Origin of the sequence: Streptomyces odontomachi (assembly GCF_024435355.1) — a bacterium.
Taxonomy (GTDB): domain Bacteria; phylum Actinomycetota; class Actinomycetes; order Streptomycetales; family Streptomycetaceae; genus Streptomyces; species Streptomyces odontomachi.
On record NZ_JAMJWG010000003.1, the window covers coordinates 370258 to 384562 of the forward strand.

General features: G+C 69.8%; 17 protein-coding genes. 14 read left to right on the top strand and 3 right to left on the bottom strand.

Features of this window, described 5'->3' with window-relative positions:
* Nucleotides 1-999: 999 nt before the first annotated feature.
* Nucleotides 1000-1506: a GNAT family N-acetyltransferase gene (locus tag NQO67_RS09565; RefSeq protein ID WP_255949364.1), complete on the bottom strand. Its 507-nt coding sequence runs from the start codon at nucleotides 1504-1506 to the stop codon at nucleotides 1000-1002.
* The gene (locus tag NQO67_RS09570; RefSeq protein WP_255949366.1) at nucleotides 1503-2285 is read right to left on the bottom strand and encodes a GntR family transcriptional regulator; all 783 of its coding nucleotides are present in this window, start codon (nucleotides 2283-2285) and stop codon (nucleotides 1503-1505) included. The genes NQO67_RS09565 and NQO67_RS09570 overlap by 4 nt, the downstream gene beginning before the upstream one ends.
* Before the next feature lie 562 nt (nucleotides 2286-2847).
* On the opposite strand from NQO67_RS09570, the gene NQO67_RS09575 reads away from it, so the two are divergent.
* From NQO67_RS09575 to NQO67_RS44190, 8 genes are all read left to right on the top strand, one after another.
* The gene (locus tag NQO67_RS09575; RefSeq protein ID WP_255949368.1) at nucleotides 2848-3297 is read left to right on the top strand and encodes a transcriptional regulator; all 450 of its coding nucleotides are present in this window, start codon (nucleotides 2848-2850) and stop codon (nucleotides 3295-3297) included.
* Nucleotides 3298-3465: 168 nt separating this feature from the next.
* The gene (locus NQO67_RS09580; protein ID WP_255949370.1) at nucleotides 3466-3738 is read left to right on the top strand and encodes a DUF6284 family protein; all 273 of its coding nucleotides are present in this window, start codon (nucleotides 3466-3468) and stop codon (nucleotides 3736-3738) included.
* Nucleotides 3735-4058, top strand: a complete 324-nt coding sequence (locus tag NQO67_RS09585) for a hypothetical protein (RefSeq protein ID WP_255949372.1) — start codon at nucleotides 3735-3737, stop codon at nucleotides 4056-4058. The genes NQO67_RS09580 and NQO67_RS09585 overlap by 4 nt, the downstream gene beginning before the upstream one ends.
* Nucleotides 4055-4243: a hypothetical protein gene (locus NQO67_RS09590; RefSeq protein WP_255949374.1), complete on the top strand. Its 189-nt coding sequence runs from the start codon at nucleotides 4055-4057 to the stop codon at nucleotides 4241-4243. Before NQO67_RS09585 ends, NQO67_RS09590 begins: the two co-directional genes overlap by 4 nt.
* On the top strand, nucleotides 4243-5364 hold the full coding sequence (locus NQO67_RS09595) for a DUF2637 domain-containing protein (protein ID WP_255949376.1): 1122 nt from the start codon (nucleotides 4243-4245) through the stop codon (nucleotides 5362-5364). Before NQO67_RS09590 ends, NQO67_RS09595 begins: the two co-directional genes overlap by 1 nt.
* A complete protein-coding gene (locus tag NQO67_RS09600; RefSeq protein WP_255949379.1) occupies nucleotides 5364-5753 on the top strand; it encodes an RRQRL motif-containing zinc-binding protein in 390 nt (129 codons plus the stop codon). The genes NQO67_RS09595 and NQO67_RS09600 overlap by 1 nt, the downstream gene beginning before the upstream one ends.
* Nucleotides 5754-5851: 98 nt before the next feature.
* On the top strand, nucleotides 5852-6214 hold the full coding sequence (locus tag NQO67_RS09605; RefSeq protein WP_255949381.1) for a DUF6251 family protein: 363 nt from the start codon (nucleotides 5852-5854) through the stop codon (nucleotides 6212-6214).
* Between the two features lie 394 nt (nucleotides 6215-6608).
* Complete coding sequence (locus tag NQO67_RS44190; protein ID WP_255949383.1) at nucleotides 6609-8528, top strand: MarR family transcriptional regulator; 1920 nt, start codon at nucleotides 6609-6611, stop codon at nucleotides 8526-8528.
* Between the two features lie 51 nt (nucleotides 8529-8579).
* On the opposite strand, the gene NQO67_RS09615 is transcribed toward NQO67_RS44190, so the two are convergent.
* Complete coding sequence (locus NQO67_RS09615; protein ID WP_255949385.1) at nucleotides 8580-9074, bottom strand: hypothetical protein; 495 nt, start codon at nucleotides 9072-9074, stop codon at nucleotides 8580-8582.
* Nucleotides 9075-9176: 102 nt separating this feature from the next.
* Between NQO67_RS09615 and NQO67_RS09620 the strand changes: the two genes are divergently transcribed.
* The 6 genes from NQO67_RS09620 (at nucleotide 9177) to NQO67_RS09645 (ending at nucleotide 14173) form a co-directional block, all read left to right on the top strand.
* Nucleotides 9177-9824, top strand: a complete 648-nt coding sequence (locus NQO67_RS09620; RefSeq protein ID WP_255949387.1) for a DNA cytosine methyltransferase — start codon at nucleotides 9177-9179, stop codon at nucleotides 9822-9824.
* Nucleotides 9821-10711 carry a bifunctional DNA primase/polymerase gene (locus NQO67_RS09625; RefSeq protein ID WP_255949389.1) on the top strand — a complete coding sequence of 297 codons (891 nt, stop codon included), beginning with the start codon at nucleotides 9821-9823 and terminating at the stop codon, nucleotides 10709-10711. The genes NQO67_RS09620 and NQO67_RS09625 overlap by 4 nt, the downstream gene beginning before the upstream one ends.
* Nucleotides 10708-11067, top strand: coding sequence for a hypothetical protein (locus NQO67_RS09630; protein WP_255949391.1), 360 nt, complete (start codon nucleotides 10708-10710; stop codon nucleotides 11065-11067). Before NQO67_RS09625 ends, NQO67_RS09630 begins: the two co-directional genes overlap by 4 nt.
* On the top strand, nucleotides 11064-12335 hold the full coding sequence (locus tag NQO67_RS09635; RefSeq protein WP_255949393.1) for a DUF3631 domain-containing protein: 1272 nt from the start codon (nucleotides 11064-11066) through the stop codon (nucleotides 12333-12335). The genes NQO67_RS09630 and NQO67_RS09635 overlap by 4 nt, the downstream gene beginning before the upstream one ends.
* 171 nt (nucleotides 12336-12506) lie before the next feature.
* Nucleotides 12507-12695 (top strand): helix-turn-helix transcriptional regulator, encoded by a 189-nt coding sequence (locus NQO67_RS09640; protein ID WP_255949395.1) that lies wholly within the window; start codon nucleotides 12507-12509, stop codon nucleotides 12693-12695.
* A gap of 68 nt (nucleotides 12696-12763) precedes the next feature.
* The gene (locus NQO67_RS09645) at nucleotides 12764-14173 is read left to right on the top strand and encodes a tyrosine-type recombinase/integrase (RefSeq protein ID WP_255949397.1); all 1410 of its coding nucleotides are present in this window, start codon (nucleotides 12764-12766) and stop codon (nucleotides 14171-14173) included.
* Nucleotides 14174-14305 lie beyond the last annotated feature (132 nt).

The window sequence follows — 14305 nt, forward strand, 5'->3', positions numbered from 1 at the left end:
ACCTTTTACCGATAAAGCTCGGTGACTCCGCGAATGCAGCCCTTGTCGAAGACACCGGACTGCCGAGCAGGAGTGCGGCGACCTCTTCGTTGCCCTGCCGGATGGGGCCGCCGGCACCGACGCTCCCCACCGCGGCTGTCGAAGAGGAGCACGCCGCACGGCGACAGGCAACAACTCGTCGGCACCGGAGACCCGAAGATCGCCGCCAAGGCCCTGCGGGTCACCGCCGCCAACCCCTACCACGCCCACCGCTGCTGGACGCCGCCCTTCGCTCCGGATGCCGCCCTCTGCGGCAGCAGGCACTCAGCGCACCACTAGCTTCCGGACTTCGAGACGCCAAAGGAGAGCAGCGCGAAAACGCACACACGGAAGTGATCTCTGTGATGCTGGTCACGCAATAAACAGGAACATAAGCCACATAAGAAAGAGATGCAGGGTGTATCGGTACTGCCTGCACCCTATTTTTGTCGGACCCATGTGATAAGGGAAACGCAAATACACAGGTCAGGCCGTTGTCACTCCATACGCGCAATCGCGGCAAGGCGACGCGTCCACGACCTGCAGTACAAGAAGGCACACAACACGAGCAGAGCCGTGAGCAGGCCACGCTGTCGGCGTTGTGCCATACCGTTGGTCTACCAACACCGAAGGGCGCGCCCGCTCTTGGGGAAGAGGTCTCGGGCGCGCCCTTCTAACAACCGAGGAGGAGCATGCCCATCCCGGGTCCTGGGGGACCGTGTGTACACCACGTCCCCTCGTTGCAAACTGTCGCACGCTGGACTGACAGTCGCAACAAATCCATGATCACTTTCGCCGCCGTTCTGACTTGCGTGATCAACGGCGACAGCCTGACCAGCGTGCTTCACGAGACGACTTGGCTCGTCGTAGCAGTCACGATTCTGGTCATTGTTCGAGTAGTCGCGGCTATCTCAGGTAGGACTGTCAAGCTCATTGGCTGAGCCTGACAGCAGCATCTGATGTACCCGGTGGGCTCCAGCTTCAGAGCCCACCGGTCGCCCGCTGGAAGAGCGCACCTGACCTTCGGTGCGGCAGGTCCACGATGCGCAGCAGAGTGAATCCCTCCCCCTCGTAGTACCGGTGCAGTCCCGGGTTGTCCTTCCAGGCATCGAGCCGTAGCCACGCCTTGCCGGCTGCCGCAGCTCGTTCGGCAGCCCAGTCGAGCAGCGTGCCGCCCACTCCCATACCGGCAGACGAGCGGCTGACCGCCATGCGGTGCACGTACAGCGCACCGTCCGGCTTGTCGCCCGCCTCCCAGAACTCCGGGTCCGCGAATGTGTCGACCTGGATCGTGGCGATCGGCTCTCCCTCCACGAAGGCGAGGAAGCAGTCTCCCCGCTCAAGCGCGGTGGTGATGCGGTCACGGTGGGGCGGGTACTGCCACTGATCGATGCCGCGGGAAGCGAGCCAGGTCGATACCTCCCTCAGTAGCGACTCGACGGCGTCCAGCTCGTCTGGCCGGGCCGCCCTCACGTGCAGCTCAGTCACGCATCCTCGCCCTCGACGTCACGCTGCCGCTCGTAGGAGATCACGGACCGATCGCCTGGAAGCACCGTGACAGCGACGCGCACGGGCGTGCCTTCCGTGGTGTATCCCGTGGCGATGTGGACGCCGACGGGCGTCCCCGGTCCCAGGTCGAGACGATGCGACTGGTCCGGGGTCGGCATGCGCACGTACAGCTCGTCCAGTGCGCGCACCTGACGGTGACCCAGCTCCGCGAGCACCTCGTTGGCACCGCGGCCGATGTCCTCGGGGCGCATGATCTCGGAGTCCCGAACGATGCTGAGCGGGTAGTAGCTGTCATTGACGTTGGAGGGCTCGCCGTCCAAGTAGCGCACGCGCTTGCGCACCGCAACAAGCTCGCCGGGTTCGAGTCGTAGGCGCTTCGCCACGTCTTCGGGCGGGTCCACGATGGCGACTTCGATGTCCTGTCGCGGCTCCCGCCCCTCGCCCGAGTACTCGGTCATGAAAGCGTCCATCTCCGGTGAGTAGGGCCGCTCCCGGAACTCCGCCTGGGGGCGGAACACCATCGGCTCCCGACGCCGGACGAAGTGTCCTTGCGGGCGGGCCGAGATCACCAGCCCCTCGTTGACGAGCAGCGCCAACGCCTTGCGCACGGTCTCCCGGGACACGTCGTACTGCTCGCGCAGCTCCGCCTCGGTCGGCAACTTCGCGTCCGGGGCGAGCGCTCCGCTCACGATCTGCTCGCGAAGCGCGTCCGCGATCTGCTGGTACATCGGGTTTCGCCCGAGTCGGGTCACTGCCATGCCTCCCATGTAGCCGCAGGTTGAACGCATTGTCCAGTCAATGCGGCCAATGCCCTTGCGGTCCGAGCGTGACTCTGCCAACATCCTGACTGTAGACATTGTACGGACAATAGCTACAGCGCCTCAATGACTGCTGTGCCTGCACAGCGGTGTCCGGGGCGTGCGGCTCGGGATGGCTCGCGGTTCAGGTTCGCCGAGGGCCCCGCGCTGGTCGTTGTTTGAGAACTCAACAGGGTGCGGACCCAGCCGCCTGAACACGGGCGGTCGATGGGTCCAGAACGAACCTTCCGCGGCCCTTCGGGGTCGCGGAAGGTTGCCTCCCCCGCCCGTCCGGCCCGCTGCTCGTGGTGCCGTACGGGCGGGGTGGCAGGGAGCCGGATGGTCCGACTTCAACGACGTGCGGCCGTCCGGGTTGCCCCCCGAACGGCCGCGCACAGACACCTGAGCTGGAGGCATCTGTGATCACCAGTCTGACAGACGCGGAACGGGCTGAGCTGGCCCGTAAGACCGCTGAGCAGAACAAGCGCAGTGAGGACGATGCGCGGGCGCGGGGTGGCCGCTGATGGCCGCCGGGACGTTCGCCGCGGTGTTCGTGGCCCTGTGGGTCGCGCATTCAGTGGGGGACCACTGGGTGCAGTCCTCGCACCAGTCCTGCATGAAGGGACAGCCCGGTTGGCCGGGGCGCCTGGCCGCTGCGCGGCACGTCGCCACGCTGACCTTGACCAAGGGCGCCGTACTGGCGCCGGTCGTGCTGCTGCTGGGCCTGCACCTGAGCGCGCTTGGGCTGCTCGTGGGCCTGGGTGTGGATGCCGTCTCACACGGTTGGGCGGACCGCCGCCACACTCTCGCCGCTCTGGCCCGCCTGCTGGGTAAGGGCGAGTTCTACCGGCTCGGGGCCCCGCGCCCCGGGCGGGACGACGCCCCGCACATCGGCACCGGCGCCTACGCGCTCGACCAGTCCTTCCACCACCTGTGGCTGCTGGTCGCCGCGCTGATCATCACCACCGTCTGAGACACCCCAGCACCACCGCCCCGATGGTCGCCAGGCCGGGTTCGACTCCCGGCCGGGGCACTTCGTCCACCGCGCCCCGCGGTGGACGTTCCACAAACGGCGCGCCCCCGGTGATCCACCACCGGGGGCGCTGATGTGAGCCGTCTTCCTCGAAGGAGACCACGACCCATGAACCATGTTGTCACTGTTCAGGACGCCATCACAGCCGTTGCTTGCTGGGACTGGCTTGAGCCCACGGATGCCGAGCTGGACGCGATCGAGCGGGAGCTCCCGCTCATCGACGAGCAGGTTGCGGAGCTGGACGCGCAGATCATCTGCATGGACCGCCCGCTGAGCGAGCTGGACGCCCGCCGACTGCGCCGGGCCAGCAACCGCGTGCTCGACGCCCGGCGGAAGCTGACCAACCAGGCCCCGGCGGCGCTGTCGGAGGTGGGCGCGTGAGCGAGAACCTACCCCTGAGCGGACTGGCCGTGGCACTGAGCGCACTGCGCCTGCTGACCGCGGACTTCGGGCACCTGCCCGCGCCCACGCTTGACGTGTCGACCGTCTTCCCGAACCGGCTGCGTCTGGCCTTCCATGACGGCCTGTCCGGCTTCGAGGCGTGGCGGGAGGCCCTGGAGGTTCCCGGCGACGACGTGCTCTACAGCGAGCAGGAAGACGGCCGCACGCGCGTGCTCAAGGCCCGTGTCGCGTTCGCGGGTGCCGACCTGGAGTTGATCGGCTACGCCGACGTCTACCAGGTGGACGGGGGTGCGGCATGAGCTGCCAGACGCCCCTGTCGGGTCTCGCTCTCGTGCTGGTCGTCGTCGGTCTGCTGGTGGCCCTGACCGGTCTGGCCGGCGCCGTCGCCACGGGCCACGGCCTGTGGCGGTGGGTCCTGGCGATCGGCTGCACCACACAGACGATCGGCTGGCGCCTGCACACCTACCGAGAGCGGGTGTGCTGATGGCCACGACCTACGACCCCGCGCAGGTGCAGAGCGCGGAACGCACCCTGTCCCTGGGCACGTGGGCCATCACCGCGGGCGCCGTCCTGTACTCGGTGCTCACGGTCACGCCCCTGGTCCAGGACGTCACGCCGGACGCGTGGGACTGGACCGGTCCGATCCTGCCGATCGTGGTGGATTCCGCCGTGGTCATCGTGATCCGACTGGACTCCGTCGTCTCCCGCCTCGGGATGCGCGCCGGTGCCTGGCCGGCGCTGCTGCGGTGGATGACAGGCCTGATGACGCTGCTCCTCAACATCGGCAACTCCGCACTGTCCGGTGACCTGGTCGGCGTCGCCGTCCACGCCGTCGCCCCGCTCCTGCTGATCGTGACCGCTGAGGCAGGGCTCGCCTACCGGCGGGCGCTGGCTGCGGGACTGGCCCGCATCGAGCGTGAACACCGTGATGAACAGGAGCGTTCACGGGCCGCGCAGCAGGCCGAAGCCAAGGCCGCGCGGGAGGAGCGGGAGGCTCGCGAAGCGCGGGAGCGGGAGGACCGTGAACGCGAGGAAGACCGCCGTGAACGCCGTGAACGCGAGGCGCGTGAACACGCCTGGCGGATGCAGCAGGAGCAGGCGGAACGCGACGATCGCCAAGCACGCGAGCAGCGCGAGCACGAAGCCCGCATGGAGCACGAACGCGCGGCACGAGCGACGGCCGAAAGGGCCACTGAGCAGGCCCGGCAGTCCCGCGAGCAGGCAGTGCGACCGGCGCCCCGGACCTGGCAGGAGCAGGGCGTACAGCGCCGTGAACACCCCGTTCAGCCGACCGTTCACGCCCCCGCTGCCACCCCGGCCGCCCCCGCTGTCGACGTCGCTGCCACCCCGGCCGCGTCAGGTGGGGACGACGCCGTGAACACTGCCCCGGGCGCCGTGAACACCCCCGGCCCGGAGGGTGATGGGCGGGTGTCAGAAGAGGCGGCGCGAGCCGTCATCGCCGACCCCGTGAACGCCAACCACTCCGTACGCACGCTCGCCGGCATGACCGGCTGGTCCATTGGCTGGATCTCCGAACGCCGCGCCGAACTGCGCCAGAGCGCCGCGACCGCGCGCACCGAGCCGGCTGAGGCGGTGGCGGCCTGATGTCACCCGCGTTCGGCAAGTGCTACGACTCCTCCGGTGCCCGCTTCGGCGTGCCCACCTACCCGTGGCGCTTCGCCCCCGACGGCTTAGCCACCCGGCGCCAGCTACGCGCCCGGGGCTTACGCCCTGGCGGACAGCCGGTTGCCGCGCAGGTCATGCGCGCCAACCGGCACCACACCGGGGGCGTTCAGGTCGGCTACCTCTACGAGATCGACCAGGCCAAGCCGGTGCGGCCGATGACGTCGCGCAAGTGGGGCGCGCTCGCCCTGGCGATGCTCGCCCGCCGCACCTGCCCTGAATGCGGCGAGGACGCCGGATACGTCATCCCGACCTCGCTCGGTATGTGCGTGCCGTGCGCCTACCCCGATGACGGTAAGCAGACTGCCTGACCAGCGCTTTCAGCCCCGGTATCCACGCCGTGAGGGCGCCCGATCGGATCGGGCCCGGGGCGCTCCCGCACCACCCCGCAGCACGTTTTGGAGGCACTGTGGAACAGCTCCCTGCCCCGCGTACGGTCGTGCAGCTCTCCGACGGCCGTCACGCCTACATCGACCCCCACGACCTGCCCGCGATGCAGGCATCGCCGCAAGTCGTACACATCCACCAGGCCCCGCCGGACCGGACGATGCAGCGCGTCGCGCTGGGTTCCGGTGTCGGCGCGGGTGCGGTCGGCGCGTCCGTGTACTTCGGTCCCATGCTCGTCGCCGCGATCACCTCGATGGCCATCAGCGTCATCGCCGTGGCCGTGGTGTTCGTCGTCGGCGGCTGGGTGGTCGTCTCGGTGGTCCGCTCGATCGGCGGCAGCGAGGGAAAGGCCGCAGCCAAGACGCTGTCCCGCGGCCGGCGCTGACTGCTCGCCCCCTGTCGCCGCCAGGCCCCTGCCCGGGGTCCGGCGGCGGGAGAGGGCGAGCAGAGGCCCTGGCTCAACCCGGAAGCCGTAGACGGCCCGTAGAGCGCTCGAACCCCCTTTCGTGGGGTGGAAGACCTCCCGGGTCGTGAACGGCCGCCTATGCCCCCGCGGAGACGCTGCGTGACGGCGGTTTCCGTCTCCCTCGCGCACGCGCGCGTAGAGGCCCCTTCCCGAAAACGGCGCAACTCTGCAACTTCGCAGGTCAGCCGCGCGTTGCGGGGCTCAACCGGCGTTGTTGACGCAACCAGCGACGCCAACCACAACAAATCGGACGGGCCGGTAACGCCACGCAACGGCGCACCGGCCCTTATCCACGGTCTTTGGAGGACTCTTCGTGGACTGGAAGCAAGCATGGTCGACCACGACCGACACGACCAACATCGTGCTCGACGCGCTCACGCCGATCTGTGCACCCGTCGCGGCCCGCTGGGACATGGAGGCGGACCGCCGGGCGAAGCTGCGCACGCCCGAGCACCTTAAGGAGCTGATGGCCGCTCAGCGCGCGTGGAACTCCGCACGGTCGACGTCGCGGCAGGCGTCCGCGCAGCGGCGAACGGCCCGCAAGGAGACGAGCAACCCGCTGTCGGCCGCGCGTCGGGCGGCCCGCACCGCGGACAAGGCGGCCCGCGCCCACCAGCGCGAGACACGGACCTCGCTGAAGACGGCCAAGGCGAACTACCCGGCGACGCTGAGGCGCGCCGCCGTCCGTGCGCACGCGCTGCACACGGTCCCGGCCGGCATCGCCTCGTGGGTGATGAGCGAGCAGGCACACGCGCTGACCATCTGGCCCGCGGGCACATCGCTCGGTCTGATCGGCCTGAACGTCGTCGCGCTGTGGCTGGGCCGGCGCACGCTGGCCGTGCAAACTCCGGACGGGCTGAGCTTGGAAGAGCGGCAGCTTGTGGAGCGGCTGGACCCGTCGTACTGGGTGCAGCACGCCGAGGCCCGGGGCCTGGACGGCACGGTTACCACCCCCGCGACGGTCACCCGCTCCGGCATCGAGGCAGGGATCCGGCTGGACGGGCAGTGGACCGTCAAGAAGCTGCGGGCCGCCACCGACAGCGTGCGGGCCCTGCTCGGTGCCCGCACCGACCTGCCGATGCTCATCGCGGCCGGCTCGCGCGGCGGGTGGGCCGTGATACGGCTGCGGACCAGGTCGGCCGCCCCCGACGGGATCATCCGGTGGGAGCCGGGTGCCGCGTTCGGCGTCGACATGGTCACCGGCGAAGACGTCGACGTGCCGCTGGGCAAGCGGATGCTCATCGCGGGCATGTCCGGTGCGGGCAAGTCCACCGCCTCCCGGCCGCTGCTGGCCAAGGCATCCGACGGCCCCGTCAACGTGCTGGTCATCATCGACCTTAAGAAGGTCGAGGGACGCCTGTGGGACCACCGCGCCCGCGTCGCCTACACCCCCGACGACGTTGTGCAGCTCGTCAACGACGTGGTCGAGGAGCTGACCGAGCGCCTGGACGTGCTGCCCAAGGGACAGGCCACGCTGGTCCCCACGGCGGAGCGTCCCCGGATCACGATCGTCGTGGACGAGGGGGCCGAGGTCATCAGCGCCTGCACCGTGGTGGAAACCGTGGTCGGCTACACCGACAAGGGCGCCCCGATCACCGTCAAGCGCAACGCGCTCGACGGGTTGGACTCCATCGCCCGGATGGGCCGCGCGGCCTGCATCGACCTGTGGTGGATGACGCAGTCCCCGACCTACAACGATGGCGTCCCGCGGCAGATCGCCAAGCAGCTCGGCACCCGCATCGGGCTCGCAGTCGAGTCCCCCACTGAGGCCCGCGTGGTGTTCGGCGAGTCCGCGCAGGAGAAGGGCTGGAAGGCCGATGAACTGCCGCTGCCGGGCGTCGCGATGGTCCGCGACGGCAAGCGCGGTTCGGACCCGGTCAAGGTCCGCTACATGGACGACGACCAGGTCATCGCACTGCCCGCACAGACAATCTGGCACCGCGGGACGGACGCCCCGGCGGCGCCGACCGACCGGCCGCCGCTGCGGCTCGTGAAGGACCCGGCACCCGCGGCACCCGCCCAGGCACCGGCGACCAACCGGGACCGCGTCCTCCAGGCCGTCCGCGACGGCGCCCGCACCCCGCGGGACATCACCGACCGCGCCGGCATCAACAAGGGCACCGTCTCCCGCGAGATCAAGGCCCTCAAGGCCGCCGGCCTAATCCGGCGCACTGACGACGGCATACTCATGGCCGACACACCAAACGGGCACACCGGAAAAGCGTCGGCCTGATCAGGCCAACGCACGAGTGCCGCGTTCGATCTGCGCGCCTCGCCAGACGAATCAAGTACCTCCGCCCTGGAACCTGACAATCGCCTCGGCGCATTCCATTGCCCGCTCGAAGTCGAGTCCGTGGAAATACTCGCCATCGTGCCGGTCATGGTTAAGCCGGAGGAGAATCTTGAGTGCGGCTTCCAGCCTTCTGGCGTCAGCGACGTGATGAGAGAACCACGCGTCAACCAGGGCATATCCATGGACGCGGGCTATGCGGCAATGCCCCTTGACGCGGTATTCATAATCATCCCCAACTGACCCAGCTTTCACATATTGGGCAGACCCTCTGAATTCCAGCAAGTAGAGCCGCGCCCCGCGCTTGTTCGGGGCTTTACCCAGCACCGCGTTGCTGACGACGTCTCTACTGAGCCGCTCCACCCTTGCAGGGAACGGCCAGATCACTCCCGCTCGCAGCACGGGAGTGATCGCCTCCTTGCGTGCGACTAGGTCCGCTCGCCGTTCATTCCGCTGAAGGGCGCACCATTCCTCGGCACTCATAACCATGCGCCGAGTATCGCTGCGATCACTGACAGCGAGGGCGACCCCCACTCCGCCAAGAACCGGGGCCGCCCTCATCCAGAACGCAGAGAACTGGAGACAACCAGGATGACCCAACCCATCCCCATCCGGCGAGCCGGCGGCCGCCGGCCGCGACTGCTCGACCTGTGTTGCGGCGCAGGTGGCCTTTCCGTGGGCTACCGGTTCGACGTCGTCGGCGTCGACATCCGCCCGCAGCCGAACTACCCCTTCATCTTCGTCCAAGCCGACGGCCTGGAGTACTGCGCCGAGCACGGCCACGAGTACGACCTGGTCCACGGATCCTGGCCCTGCGAGCGCTACGCGAAGGTCACGCGGTGGCGCGGCAACCCCGACGCCCACCCCGACCTCATCGGCCCCGGCCGCCAGGTCATGCAGGCCACCGGCCGTCCGTGGGTCATGGAGAACGTGCCCGAGACCGCCGCGGCTGGCCTGTTGCGCCCGGACTACCTGCTGTGCGGCACGGCCTTCGGTCTGTCCGTGCGCCGCCACCGGGTCTTCGAGACCTCTTGGGGAGGGGGCGGCGACTTGGTCCCGCCCTGCTGGCACCACAAGGGACTGCTGGCTTTCGCGCACAAGAGCGAGCGCGCTTACGCCGACGCCATGGGCTGCACTTGGATGACCAACCTCGAAGCCCGCAAGGCCGTACCCCCCGCCTACTCGGAGTGGATCGGAACCCAGTTCTTGACGGCCCTGAAAGAGAGGGCCATCGCATGACCAGCGTCATGAACGCCGCCCTGACGGCCGCCGAGCGCGGCTGGCCTGTCTTCCCGCTGCACCCCGGCAGCAAACGACCCACCGGGCACGCCGCGGACCGCTGCCCCGGCACCGGCCGCTGCGCCCGTGGGCACCTCGTGCCCGAGCAGCGCGCCACCACCGACCCGGACCTGATCCGCGCCGCCTGGACACAGTGGCAGTACAACGTCGGCATCGCCACCGGCCCGGCCGGGCTGCTCGTGGTCGACCTGGACGTGCCCAAGCCCAACAGCAGGAGCGACGCCCCTTGCGGGGCGACGACCTTCCAGGCGCTCTGCGAGCGCGCCGGGCAGGCCGTACCTCGCACGCTCACGGTGCGGACCGCGAGCGGTGGGCGGCACCTGTACTTCACCGCCCCGGCCGGGGCCCGCATCGGCAACAGCGCGGGCCGTCTGGGCAAGCTCATCGACACCCGCGGCTGGGGCGGCTACGTCGTCGCCCCTGGCAGCACCACCCCCGCCGGCACGTACGAGGTCACCGACCCGGCACCTGTCGCCCCGCTACCCGCATGGCTCCACACGGCCCTGACGGCCCCCCAGGCCGCTCCCGCGGTCCCGAGCGTGACCGTGGCCGTGCGCAGCGGCAGCCGGTACGCCAACGCCGTCCTCGACCGCGAGACGACCGCCGTCGCCAACACGAGCGAGGGCGGGCGCAATGAGACGCTGCTGCGCTCGGTCATCCGCACGGGCCGGTTCGTCGCCTGGGGAGACCTCGACCGCGCCGCCGTGGAAGAGGCTTTTCAGGCGGCGGGAGAGTCGGCCGGACTGACGTCGTCCGAGTGCCGCACCACCATCCGCAGCGCCCTGGCCTACTCCCTGCGCACCGCCCGGCCCCGGGAGACGGCATGACCGCCTCTGCGCCCTCCCCCCGCCTGAAAAGCCTTCCCGAACTGCCCACTGGCCCCCGCCTCGCCGAACCGGCCCTGGCCACGGCCAGCGGTGGGGCGCCGAAAGACGTCGCCCGTCAGGGCGTCCCTTCTGCTGTTCCTGACCAGCAACCGGGCGACGGGCGGGCTCCGATCGCCTGGTTGACCGTCACCGCGCCCGGCCGCGGGATCACGCCCACGGCCCGCTCGTGGTGCCTGTGCGGACGCGACCAGTTCGCCGCCGGGCGCCGCAAAGTCCTCGACCTCATCGCCGACCACACCGCCCACCGCGACGCCTGCCCGCGCCGCACCACCCAGGAAGGCAGGACAGCCGCATGACCCCCACACCTGCACAGCTCATCGACGGGGCCGCGCTGCTCGACGAGGTGGAAACCTTCCACCGGCGCTTCAACGCCTTCCCCTCCGAGGCCGCATACGTCGCCACCGTTCTGTGGGACGCACACACGCACCTGCTCGACTGCTTCGACAGCACGCCCAGGCTCGCCTTCCTCTCCCCGGAACCGGGATCGGGCAAGACGCGAGCGCTGGAGGTCATCTCGACCCTCGTGCCGCGCCCGATGCACGCCGTCAACGCCTCCCCGGCCGCCCTGTTCCGCGCGGTCGCGGACGACAGCGGCCGGCCGGTCATCCTGTTCGACGAGATCGACACCGTATTCGGGGCCAAGGCCAAAGACAGCAACGAAGACCTGCGCGGCCTGCTGAACGCCGGCCACCGCCGCTCAGGCGTCTCCTACCGGTGCGTCTCCGACGGCCAAGGCGCCCAATCCGTCGTCGCCTTCCCCTCGTACTGCGCCGTCGCGCTGGCCGGACTCGGCTCGCTCCCGGACACGATCCTCGCCCGATCGATCGTCATCCGCATGCGCCGACGGGCCCGCACCGAACGCATCGAGCCCTACCGCGCCCGCACCAACGAGAAGCAAGGCAACACCCTGCGCGATCGGCTCGCCGACTGGGCCAAGCAGGTCTGCGACCAGGTCGACGGCGCATGGCCGGAGATGCCCGACGGCATCACCGACCGGCCCGCCGACGTGTGGGAACCGCTCCTCGCAGTCGCGGACGCGGCCGGCGGCCAGTGGCCCGAGCGAGCCCGCGCCGCCTGCGTCGAGTTGGTCGCGGCCGTCGCCGAGGACGACCGCGCGTCCCTGGGCGTCAAGCTCCTCACCGACCTGCGCGACCAGGTGTTCCCCGGCGAGAGCGCCGTGTCCACGGTCGAGATCCTGCACGTCCTCAACGCCCTGGAAGACGCACCGTGGGGCGACCTGGACGGGCGCCCGCTCAACGCCCGCGGCCTGTCCCGGATGCTCGGGGAGTACGTCACCGGCAAGGGCACGCGGATCAAGTCCCGCACCATCCGCATCGGCGGACAGCCCACCAAGGGCTACCACCTCGACGACCTCTCGGACGCCTGGGCCCGCTACTGCCCCCCGCCTCCCGGTACCTCGTCCGATGCCGGTTCCGGACAGTCGGTTACGTCGGTTACAAGCCTCCCCGTACCCCCTCTGACCAGCGAGAACGAGGTAACCGAGGAAGGGGCCTGTAACCGGAACACTGCGGTTTCACCGGACACCGCGACCGCCGCCCCGTAACTGGTCCGTATCGGTTACACCGCACACGTCGGTTACAGAAAACCGGCCCCTGACCTGCGATGTAACCGCGTAACCCATGTAACCGACGCCCGAGGGCCGGGACCACGCGTCCCGGCCCTCCTCGCGCCCCGGACGACTTCCCGCCGCTTTTGATTCCCGAGGAGACGGCCCATGGCCCGCACCACCCGGATGCTCAAGCTCCCCGACGTCCTCGACGAGATCGGCATGAGCCGCGCCGCCTTCTACCGCATGCGCGCTCGCGGCCACGCCCCCCGCCTCATCAAGCTCCCCAACGGTCAGCTCCGCTGCCGCCGCAGCGACCTGGACGCCTGGTGGACGACGCACGAGCAGGCCGCCTGACCCACTCACGCCCACCCCGATGAGGGCCCGCCGCTCACAGCGGCGGGCCCCTTCCTTTCTGGAGATTCATGCTCACGTACGACGTAGACATCTGGTCCATCAGGAAGCGGTCCGGCCGGCCGAAGCCGTACGAGTTGCGCTGGCGGGTTGGCACCCGCCCGCACTCCCGGAGCTTCAAGCTGAAGCCGCAGGCCGATGGGCGCCGCGCGGAACTCATGGCCGCGCTCCGAGAGCGCGAGCAGTTCGACGAGGAGACCGGCCTGCCAGCGCGGGAGCTGGCCGCGCTCAACTCCCCCACGTGGTTCGAGCACGCCACGGCGTACGTGCTCATGAAGTGGCCCCGGGCCGCTGCCAAACACCGGGCGAGCATCGCCGAGGCACTGGCCGTGGTGGTCCCCGCCCTGGTCACGACCACCCGAGGCGCGCCGAAGCCGAAGACCCTGCGCGCCGCCTTGTACCAGTGGGCGTTCCGGGCCGTCCCGGGCCCGGCCGGCGACCTGATCGCCCGGCACATGGTCGAAGAACCTCCGTCGGAGATCCGCGCGGCGCTCTCCTGGATCTCCGAGCACTCCATGAAGGTGCGCGCCCTGGACAACCCGGGCCTGCTGCGCCCGGCGCTGGATGCCCTCGCGCGGCGCACCGACGGCCGACCGGCAGCCGAGAACACCGCCCGGCGCAAACGCATGGTGCTGAGCAACTTCCTGCGGTACACCGTCGAGGAGCAGGGGCTACTGGCAGCCAACCCGCTCGCCCGCGTGGACTGGACGCCACCGGAGACCGACGACGAGATCGACTTCCGATATGTCCCCGGTCCAGCCTTGGCACGCGCTCTCATCAACGCGGTACAGGCTGCGGGCCCGCGCGGGGCTCACCTGGCGGCGTTCTTCGGCTGCCTGTACTACGCGGCCATGCGGCCGGGGGAGATCGCGTCACTCAAGCTCGCCGACTGCACCCTGCCGTCGGACACCGACGATGCCGCCGACGAGTGGGGAACGCTGCTGCTGGGGGAGAGCCGTCCCGAGGTGGGCGGGGGATGGACGAACGACGGAGCCTCGTACGAGGCCCGCGGGCTCAAGCGCCGCGCTCGGGGGGCAACCCGGGCAGTGCCGATCCCGCCGTCGCTGGTTCGGCTGCTTCGGGACCACGTCGCCGCGTACGGGACTGCTCCGGATGGCCGGCTGTTTCGTGCCGCAAGAGGTGGGCGGGTGCGATCGACGGAGTACTGCGCCGTGTGGAGTGCCGCCCGCACCGCCGTGCTCACCGAGACGGAGACCGGCTCACCCCTCGCGGAGGTCCCCTACTCCCTGCGTCACGCCGGCGTCTCCCTGTGGATCAAGTCAGGGGTAGACCCTGCGGAAGTCGCGGCGCGAGCCGGGCACAGCATCGCGGTGCTGTACCGCTTCTACGCCAAGATCCTGAAGGGTGATCAGGCGCGCTCCAACACGCTGATCGCGGCCGGCCTGGCCGCGGAAGGGTAGCCCGATCTTGGCCCACAGATGGCCCATACGCACTGGTCAACACCGGGATACGGGCGAGCCGGGGTGAGACAGGCTGCACGCAGAAGGGGTGCCCCTCGATCGAGGGGCACCCCTTCTGACCTGCAACGTCTA

What these genes read in the sequence shown, in the direction of transcription:
- NQO67_RS09570 (WP_255949366.1), bottom strand. Translation starts at nt 2,285, where the DNA reads ATGGCAGTGACCCGACTCGGGCGAAACCCGATGTACCAGCAGATCGCG.
- NQO67_RS09575 (WP_255949368.1), top strand. Translation starts at nt 2,848, where the DNA reads ATGGCCGCCGGGACGTTCGCCGCGGTGTTCGTGGCCCTGTGGGTCGCG.
- NQO67_RS09580 (WP_255949370.1), top strand. Translation starts at nt 3,466, where the DNA reads ATGAACCATGTTGTCACTGTTCAGGACGCCATCACAGCCGTTGCTTGC.
- NQO67_RS09590 (WP_255949374.1), top strand. Translation starts at nt 4,055, where the DNA reads ATGAGCTGCCAGACGCCCCTGTCGGGTCTCGCTCTCGTGCTGGTCGTC.
- NQO67_RS09595 (WP_255949376.1), top strand. Translation starts at nt 4,243, where the DNA reads ATGGCCACGACCTACGACCCCGCGCAGGTGCAGAGCGCGGAACGCACC.
- NQO67_RS09600 (WP_255949379.1), top strand. Translation starts at nt 5,364, where the DNA reads ATGTCACCCGCGTTCGGCAAGTGCTACGACTCCTCCGGTGCCCGCTTC.
- NQO67_RS09615 (WP_255949385.1), bottom strand. Translation starts at nt 9,074, where the DNA reads ATGGTTATGAGTGCCGAGGAATGGTGCGCCCTTCAGCGGAATGAACGG.
- NQO67_RS09620 (WP_255949387.1), top strand. Translation starts at nt 9,177, where the DNA reads ATGACCCAACCCATCCCCATCCGGCGAGCCGGCGGCCGCCGGCCGCGA.
- NQO67_RS09625 (WP_255949389.1), top strand. Translation starts at nt 9,821, where the DNA reads ATGACCAGCGTCATGAACGCCGCCCTGACGGCCGCCGAGCGCGGCTGG.
- NQO67_RS09630 (WP_255949391.1), top strand. Translation starts at nt 10,708, where the DNA reads ATGACCGCCTCTGCGCCCTCCCCCCGCCTGAAAAGCCTTCCCGAACTG.
- NQO67_RS09635 (WP_255949393.1), top strand. Translation starts at nt 11,064, where the DNA reads ATGACCCCCACACCTGCACAGCTCATCGACGGGGCCGCGCTGCTCGAC.
- NQO67_RS09640 (WP_255949395.1), top strand. Translation starts at nt 12,507, where the DNA reads ATGGCCCGCACCACCCGGATGCTCAAGCTCCCCGACGTCCTCGACGAG.
- NQO67_RS09645 (WP_255949397.1), top strand. Translation starts at nt 12,764, where the DNA reads ATGCTCACGTACGACGTAGACATCTGGTCCATCAGGAAGCGGTCCGGC.